Here is a 7755-nt window from a genome sequence, read left to right as displayed (position 1 = left end):
GGAAAATCAAATAATCACTATAAAGATCAAGCATATCCATTTAATTCCCTCCCTAAAATTAAGGGCGGAATTCTAATGCTTTTTAGTCAAACTACAAGTTTATGTGCGTAACATGAGTAATAAAGATAAAAAGTCCCTGTAGATGAAAATTAATAAAAAAATAAAGTGGTGTTTTAATATGCGAAGCTTGGCTCAATATCGTGTAGCGTCTGTCGATTTTTTTATGACTGATTCTAGTCCACCAAAGATAGCCCCCAAGACGTAGGCCCCAGATCAATAAGGCGCTGCCATAGATTGCAGTTCTTGGAGATAGCGAGTGTTGGCTTAGGTAGATAAGTCCGTTTAGGGTTAGTCCTGATGCCCAACCAACATCAACTACGGATGGATTTTTGGACATACGGTACCAGAACCAAATAATCGACATGTGAACCAGTATAAATAAAAATACCAGGCAAATAATCATTAAGGGTTTTTCCGGTTAGTTATTCTTGCGGCTATTGCCACGCATCCTTTGCCGGCATGCAAGCCAATAACTAGCGAGACCGTATTAATGAAAAGTGGTTGTTTTTTAAAATATAAGGCGCTGATTTTCCCAAGCTCCATGGCATCAGGCGTATTATCAGCATGAACGATAGCATAATCTTCTAAGTGGGCATTTTCCTTCTTAAGTTGTTTTTGGACTAACTGAATTAACTTATTAAGACCTTTATTAGTGGATAACGAGCTTCCTGCGATATAGCCTCTCCCTTGCTTGTCTATAGACACTATAGGTTTGATATGGCTCCAAGATGCAAGTTTTCCGGATAGCTTCCTTATTCTGCCTGAGCGAATCATTGAGTCAAATTGATTCACTAAAACAAAAATAACGGTATTCTTAATAGCCGCTTGGACTTGTTGAATGATTTCAACAAAAGGGAGATTTTGGGCAATGAGCTGTCCTGAGTAATGGAGTAATAAACCATGTGCTGCGGAGTTGGTTTTTGTATCCAATACTGCTATTTGTTTGTCTTCTTTGCTTGCCTCAATAAAGGCTCCATACATGCCGCTCATGGCACTGGAGAGTGATAAAATCAAAATATGCTCATAACAAGCTTTTAATCTGTTTAAATGGTTTTTGATGTGATAGGGAGAAATGCAGGAGGTTTTCGGGTAAACAGGAATGTGCTGCAACTGATTATAAAAATAATTAGATTCCCAACTGTATTTATCTAAAAAATCGTTTTCGCCAATATGAATGTTTAGAGGGACTACATGGATTTGATATTCGTCTAAGAGTTCTTGTGGAAAATCAGCGCTTGAATCGGTTACTAAGGCGATGCGATGTTTTTTTGCGAACTGAATTTCATATTGCCGGTGCATATCATCTACTTTGGGGTATTTTAGAGTGCCCAACTTATACAGACTGGCGAATAATCGAGCTGGCTCATTAGTATGGAGGTGTATTTTAAGGAAGCCCTGGTTACCAATTACAGCTGCGCTATCCCCTTGATTTTCAAATTGTTGCAGTAATTCTTGTTTTTTAATTGACGCGTTTTTTAAAAGTACCTCAGTACAATAGCGAAATTTAGGGGGCTTGTTGATTTGGTGTTGAAGAGGTGCTTGACTTAAAACGAGGGGTTGTGCAGGAGGTAACTGGAGTTTAACGCCCTTGACTAAAAAATCCGTAAACCCCTCCATAAAGTAGTAAAAACCTAAGGCTCCGGCATCTACCACCTTTGATTCTTGAACCACTTTAAGCATCGATGCAGTTTTTTCTACTTCTTCCTTAAGCTGAGGTTTTATAGTGCTCATCATGTTTGCAAAAGAATGTTCATTATTTTGTGCAGAGGCAAACTCAGCAAGTTTTTTAATAAGCGTAATAATGGTACCCTCAACCGGTTTTGCTAAAATTGCACCAATATCCTTCGCTATTTCCTTAAGCGCTATGCAGAATTGAGAAATGCTTAAATGAGTGCAATCAGGAAGGTTTTGATGTAAACCAATAAAAAATTGACCAAAAATGATGCCAGAATTACCGCGGGATCCTATAATCGCGGCCTGTGCTATTGACTCAAGGGTTAAAGTTATATTTGTTCTTATTTCAGAATGTTGAATGATCGCAAGGCAAACGGAAGCCATATTATCACCAGTATCCCTATCAGCGACGGGATAAACATTAATTCGGTTAAGCTCTTCTTGTTGCACGATAACCCGATAACATCCATCTATTATAGCCCTATGCATAGTTAGTGCATTTAATTCATTAAAAATCATGTTCTTAATAATTTCCTAAAAATACTTGCGGTCGATAAGAGTCTACTTCATAGTAGGCTTTTTTATAAAAAAGGTATAGGGGGCTTATGGCTAGGTATTTAATTATCGCTGCGAGTAGTGCGATTGGCAGGCTTTTGGTTGATTCTTTAAAAAACAGAGGGGATGAAATTCTCACTACAGCGCAAAGCAGCGATAAAATTAAACCAGATTTTATTCTCGATGCGTCAGATTTTTCTGCCGTTGAAACAGTATTTGAACAAGCGGGGACCCTGGATGGGGTTGTCAATTGCGCAGGGTCCTTATTACTTAAAAATGCTCATACAACCAGTTTTGATGAGTTTCAAAAGACAGTTAATGCCTCTTTAACCACCGCTTTTGCCATTGTACGAGCAGCAGGTAAAACGATGAACAAGGGCGGTTCTGTCGTACTTATTTCATCAGCCGCCGCCTTAACTGGTCTGCCTAACCATGAGGCAATTGCTGCTGCTAAAGCAGGGATTATTGGTTTAGCGCGCTCTGCTGCAGCTACCTATGCTGCAGCTAATTTGCGTTTCAATGTAGTGGCGCCGGGGCTGGTTGAATCGCCTTTGACTGAAACCTTAATTAAGAATCCTCTAGCTGCTAAAGCATCAATTGCGATGCATGCATTGGGTCGTATTGGTCAACCACATGATATAGTTCAGGCCATTTTATTTTTTCTTAACCCCGAAAATAGTTGGGTAACTGGACAAGTGTTGGCAATCGATGGTGGGCTAAGTTCAGTTCGTCCTAAACTCAAAGTGTAATTTAGGATTAAGATGACTAAATTATGTTTTATTTTTGGTGATCAATTGAGTGAGTCACTTTCTTCTCTTGCCTTAATCGATAAAGCTCATGATCTGGTTTTTTTGTGTGAAGTAAAGGAAGAAGCTACCTATGTAGCCCACCATCCTAAAAAGATTGCCTTTTTATTTGCCGCGATGCGTCATTTTGCACGAGGCTTAACCGAACTTGGTTATCGAGTACGTTACACTCAATACCATGATGCTCAAAATGGCGGTTCTTTTGAAAAAGAGTTATACCGAGCAATAGCTGAAGAGGGTATTTCTGAGATACATCTCACTCATCCTGGTGAATGGCGTGTTTATCAAAAAATGCAAACCTTAGGAGAAAAATTGTCCATACCGCTCTTTATTCATGAAGATACTCGGTTTTTATGCTCTGTCGAAGAATTCGCACAGTGGACAAAGGGTAAAAAACAGTTACGAATGGAATATTTTTATCGCATGATGCGTCAAAAGCATCAAGTTCTCATAGTAAACAGAGTGAAGCCGATGGGGGGAGCTTGGAATTATGATGAGCAAAATAGAAAAAATGCGAACCACATTGAACATTTCCCTAATCGTTTGATCCATCCCAAAGATGAGCTTACAGTTGATGTCTTAAGTTTGGTTGAAAATGAATTTCAAAATCATTTTGGTCACTTGTATCCTTTTAATTTTGCCGTAACCCGGGAGCAGGCTCTTTGTGAGGCAAGCTATTTTATGGAGCACTGCCTTGCGTATTTTGGCGATTACCAAGATGCCATGCGTGTTAATGAAGTAAATTTATACCACTCCAAATTATCCTTCTACCTCAATGCCGGGCTTTTATTGCCTCTGGAGTTATGTCGGATGGCAGAAGCGGTTTATGCGCAAAAATTGGCACCCTTAAATGCTACGGAGGGTTTTATTCGGCAAATTTTAGGATGGCGGGAGTATGTTCGTGGTATTTATTGGCTATTAATGCCGGAATATAGGAATAGAAATTATTTAAATGCATCTCAACCTTTGCCTCTGTTATTTTGGGGTAAAGATACGCAAATGTTTTGTATGAAAGAAGTTGTGCGCCAAACAGAGGTTGAGGCCTATTCACATCACATACAACGTTTAATGATTACAGGAAATTTTGCCCTCCTAGCTGGTCTTAAGCCTGAAGAGGTGTGTGAGTGGTATTTAGCAGTCTACGCTGATGCCTTTGAATGGGTGGAGTTGCCTAATACTTTAGGAATGGCTCTTTATGCAGATGGCGGTGTTATGGGTAGTAAACCCTACGCTGCTAGTGGTAAGTATATCCAAAAAATGAGTAATTTTTGTAAATCATGCGCTTACAATCCTGCTGACGTGGTAGGAGTAAATGCTTGTCCATTTAATTCTCTCTATTGGAATTTTATAGCAAAACATCAAGACAAGCTGCAAAGCAATCCCCGACTTCATTACGCCTATCTCAATTGGAATAAAATGGATCAAGAAAAACAAAAGGTTATTCTTTTTAAAGCAGCTCAAGTGCTCGCGGCTTTAGAAAACAACCTTTTATGAGAGCTAAGTTGAGTCCTTGCTTAATCCTTCCGGATCATGACTCAACTTAAAATGGGTTTTTATTAACTAATTATTTAGTTTCTATTTTTAAATGAGAAGTAACAAATTCCAGCCATTGGGCTAAGGGTACTTGTTGTGATTCTCCTGACGCTCTGGCTTTGTATTCTACACAAGATTGTTCTAAATTCCGTTCGCTTACTACAATTCGATGAGGTATACCAATTAAGTCGTGATCGGCAAAGAGTACGCCTGGACGTTCGTTGCGGTCTTCTAAAAGAACATCGAGGCCAAGTTGAGTTAATTGTTCATATAACTCGTTTGCTTTTTCAGTAACCGTTTGCGATTTATGGCCATTAATTGGAATAATAACTACTTCAAAAGGGGCGATAGCTTGTGGCCAAATAATACCATTTTCATCATGATGCTGTTCAATAGCTGCGGCTACTACCCGAGTAATTCCCAGGCCATAACAACCCATCATCATCGTTTGTAGTTGTCCTTGCTCATTAATTACTGCAGCATTCATCGCTTTGGCGTATTTATCCCCTAACTGGAATACGTGGCCGACTTCAATACCACGGCAAGAATGAAGGGTGCCTTGACCATCTGGACTTATATCGCCTTCTTTGACATTACGTAAATCATAGCTGTCATAGTCTTTAACATCCCTATCCCATTGGGCATGCATATAATGCTTCTCTGCTTCGTTGGCACCACAAGTAAAAGAGGGAAGGGCCAAAGCATGATGGTCTACAATGGTTGGAATAGCAAGATTAACTGGACCTAAAGAGCCAACCGGTGTTTTTAACGTTTTGAGAATACTTTCTTCGTCGATAAAAATTAAGGGTGAATGAACTAAAGGATGTTTGATTGCTTTAACCTCATTTAATTCGTCATCACCTTTTAGGACTAAAGCTACCAAGGGGTGCTCTTTTCCTTTAACAATCAAGGTTTTTACAGTTTCATGAGCTGGAATTTTTAAAAAATGGGTAACTTCCGCAATGGTTTTTTGATTAGGTGTATCAACTAGCTGAATAGCAACATTGGGTTTATCTTGGGCTTTTTCTGGTTTTAAACTGGACGCTTGTTCAATATTCGCTGCGTAATCACTTTTATCACTATAGAAAATTAAATCCTCACCAGAGTCTGCTAATACTTGAAACTCATGTGATGCAGAACCGCCAATGGCTCCAGTATCTGCTTCTACTGCCCGGTATTTAAGTCCCATGCGGTCAAAAATACGGCTATACGCTTGATACATGGCTTTGTAGGTTAGTTGTAAACTCTCTAGGCTTAAATGAAAGGAGTAGGCATCTTTCATGATGAATTCACGGGCGCGCATCACTCCAAAACGAGGCCGAATTTCATCTCGGAATTTAGTTTGGATTTGATAAAAATTAGCGGGTAATTGCTTATAGGATTGTAATTCAGTACGCATGATATCGGTAATGACTTCTTCATGGGTTGGACCATAGCAATATTCTCTTTTATTGCTGTCGATCATTTTCAGAAGCTGACCACCAAAGGTTTCCCAACGCCCTGTTTCTTGCCAAAGTTCGGCAGGTTGCACTGCTGGCATTAATACTTCCATGGCTTGTGCTTTATTCATTTCTTCGCGCACAATGTGCTCTACTTTGCGTAACACTTTTAATCCCAAGGGCATCCAAGTATAAAGGCCTGAGCCTAGTTTGCGAATCATGCCTGTTCTTAACATGAGTTGATGCGATTTAATTTCAGCATCATTAGGGGTTTCTTTTTGCGTTGCTAAAAACCATTGGGATACACGCATTACTGCTCCTCTAGTTATCTCAAATAATAAGGGAACTATTATATACTTATCGTTAGCAAATTTGCGATAAAGCAAGGAAGAAACATCGGATTAAATAACTTAGCATTTGTATTAGTGATAATTCGATAGTAAATACCCGTCTTGTTTGTTTATAATAAGCACAAAATGATTTATATATTATATTTATGCCGCTAATTAAAAGCGTTTTTTCTGCTATTAAAGAAATAAATTTCATTCAGCTCAAGCCAGAACATCGAGCTATTGTGGATGGCTATGTTAAGCAAATCATGGCTATACAACATAAGGCTCATGAACCACGTTGTTTGGAAGAGAGTCTTAAAATTCTCCATGAACAATTAGGAGTGCGTTTAAAATCACTGGCCCAAATGAGTATTGGTTTTTCCCCCCTCAAAGCCTATCGCCGTAAAAATGCAATTGTAAAAATAGAAGCCCGCCTAGAATGTCTTAATGAGTGCTTAAGTGGTGATTTTGCTGCACTCTATCAAAAGAAAAAGGATGAGTTTTTACACTTCTTATCCGCGGCAAAACTTAGGCACTTTCTTAGACCTGGCGCTGATTTTCTTAACACCCTTTATGAGTTATTACTCAACGATGATCCTTTGCTTATCGCCTTACTGGAGGACCATTTAGAACAAGGTGTTTTGAAAGACGAATACAGTAAGCAGTTTAATGAACTAATTCTTTTGTTGCGCTTAAAGGCAAGTTATAAGCCGAAAAAAAACCCCTCCCATTTCTCGGATTATTCCTTACTAGAATTAGAAATGGACATTGAAAAGCAACAAGCATTGGCCCTTGTGAATGGTGATAAGGCTTTGGGCAGAGCATTGAAATACCTCGCCTTGGGTTGTCAACTAACGACGATAAAAACAACCGCATTACAAGCGGCTGTGCTTGAGCATGGTGTTAATATGCAAGCTTATCGGCATAATCAAAAATGCCGTGAGCTTGGCGGGCGCGTAGTAGTGCATTGTAATCAAATCTTAATTCCTGGACTTGGTTTAGAAAATGGTTTTTGTTATGGTTTGTCTTATCTTTGGGCAAAACAGCTGATTAAAAGCGATAAATTTATGGGGTTTCGGGGGAATCAAGAAGCCTATATCCAGCCTACTTCCGCGAGCGCTGCAATAGTGAAGCTTATACCTAGTTTCAACGATTTAGTTCGAATTGATATAGAATTATTTACCATTCAAGAAAGTCAGGAATTAACTAAACTTCCTAATTACCAACTTATTATTACTCATGTTACGCACGGTCAATTTTAAGCTGCCATATTTTTAAGCTCCTGCCAAGCAATCTGGTTCGCTCTAAGAATCAATTTGTACTTAATAGCAAAGTGATTTAAATGAGTTTTTATCT

Annotated in this window: 6 protein-coding genes; 3 read left to right on the top strand and 3 right to left on the bottom strand. The window is 39.0% G+C overall.

Going from position 1 to position 7755, the window contains the following annotated elements; genetic code table 11:
- Nucleotides 1-91: 91 nt before the first annotated feature.
- Nucleotides 92-424 carry a DUF1295 domain-containing protein gene (locus ELY15_RS11750; RefSeq protein WP_255411100.1) on the bottom strand — a complete coding sequence of 111 codons (333 nt, stop codon included), beginning with the start codon at nt 422-424 and terminating at the stop codon, nt 92-94.
- Nucleotides 425-462: 38 nt separating this feature from the next.
- A complete protein-coding gene (locus ELY15_RS11745; RefSeq protein WP_127100245.1) occupies nt 463-2253 on the bottom strand; it encodes a DegV family protein in 1791 nt (596 codons plus the stop codon).
- A gap of 86 nt (nt 2254-2339) precedes the next feature.
- On the opposite strand from ELY15_RS11745, the gene ELY15_RS11740 reads away from it, so the two are divergent.
- Together ELY15_RS11740 and ELY15_RS11735 are read left to right on the top strand one after the other, a co-directional pair.
- Entirely contained in the window at nt 2340-3038 is a 699-nt protein-coding gene (locus ELY15_RS11740; protein ID WP_127100243.1) for an SDR family NAD(P)-dependent oxidoreductase, read from the top strand.
- 12 nt (nt 3039-3050) lie between these two features.
- Nucleotides 3051-4589, top strand: coding sequence for a cryptochrome/photolyase family protein (locus ELY15_RS11735; protein ID WP_127100241.1), 1539 nt, complete (start codon nt 3051-3053; stop codon nt 4587-4589).
- A gap of 70 nt (nt 4590-4659) precedes the next feature.
- Here the strand turns inward: ELY15_RS11735 and ELY15_RS11730 are convergent, their stop codons facing one another.
- Nucleotides 4660-6378 carry a proline--tRNA ligase gene (locus ELY15_RS11730; protein WP_127100239.1) on the bottom strand — a complete coding sequence of 573 codons (1719 nt, stop codon included), beginning with the start codon at nt 6376-6378 and terminating at the stop codon, nt 4660-4662.
- A gap of 185 nt (nt 6379-6563) precedes the next feature.
- Between ELY15_RS11730 and ELY15_RS11725 the strand changes: the two genes are divergently transcribed.
- Nucleotides 6564-7661, top strand: coding sequence for a hypothetical protein (locus ELY15_RS11725; protein WP_127100237.1), 1098 nt, complete (start codon nt 6564-6566; stop codon nt 7659-7661).
- The last annotated feature ends 94 nt before the right edge of the window (nt 7662-7755 follow it).

It is taken from the genome of Legionella sp. km772 (assembly GCF_003989735.1).
GTDB lineage: Bacteria > Pseudomonadota > Gammaproteobacteria > Legionellales > Legionellaceae > Legionella.
This window is presented reverse-complemented; position numbering and strand designations above follow the sequence as displayed.

Coding starts and splice junctions, on each gene's coding strand:
- ELY15_RS11750 (WP_255411100.1), bottom strand. CDS start 424: ATGTCGATTATTTGGTTCTGGTACCGTATGTCCAAAAATCCATCCGTA.
- ELY15_RS11745 (WP_127100245.1), bottom strand. CDS start 2,253: ATGATTTTTAATGAATTAAATGCACTAACTATGCATAGGGCTATAATA.
- ELY15_RS11740 (WP_127100243.1), top strand. CDS start 2,340: ATGGCTAGGTATTTAATTATCGCTGCGAGTAGTGCGATTGGCAGGCTT.
- ELY15_RS11735 (WP_127100241.1), top strand. CDS start 3,051: ATGACTAAATTATGTTTTATTTTTGGTGATCAATTGAGTGAGTCACTT.
- ELY15_RS11730 (WP_127100239.1), bottom strand. CDS start 6,378: ATGCGTGTATCCCAATGGTTTTTAGCAACGCAAAAAGAAACCCCTAAT.
- ELY15_RS11725 (WP_127100237.1), top strand. CDS start 6,564: ATGCCGCTAATTAAAAGCGTTTTTTCTGCTATTAAAGAAATAAATTTC.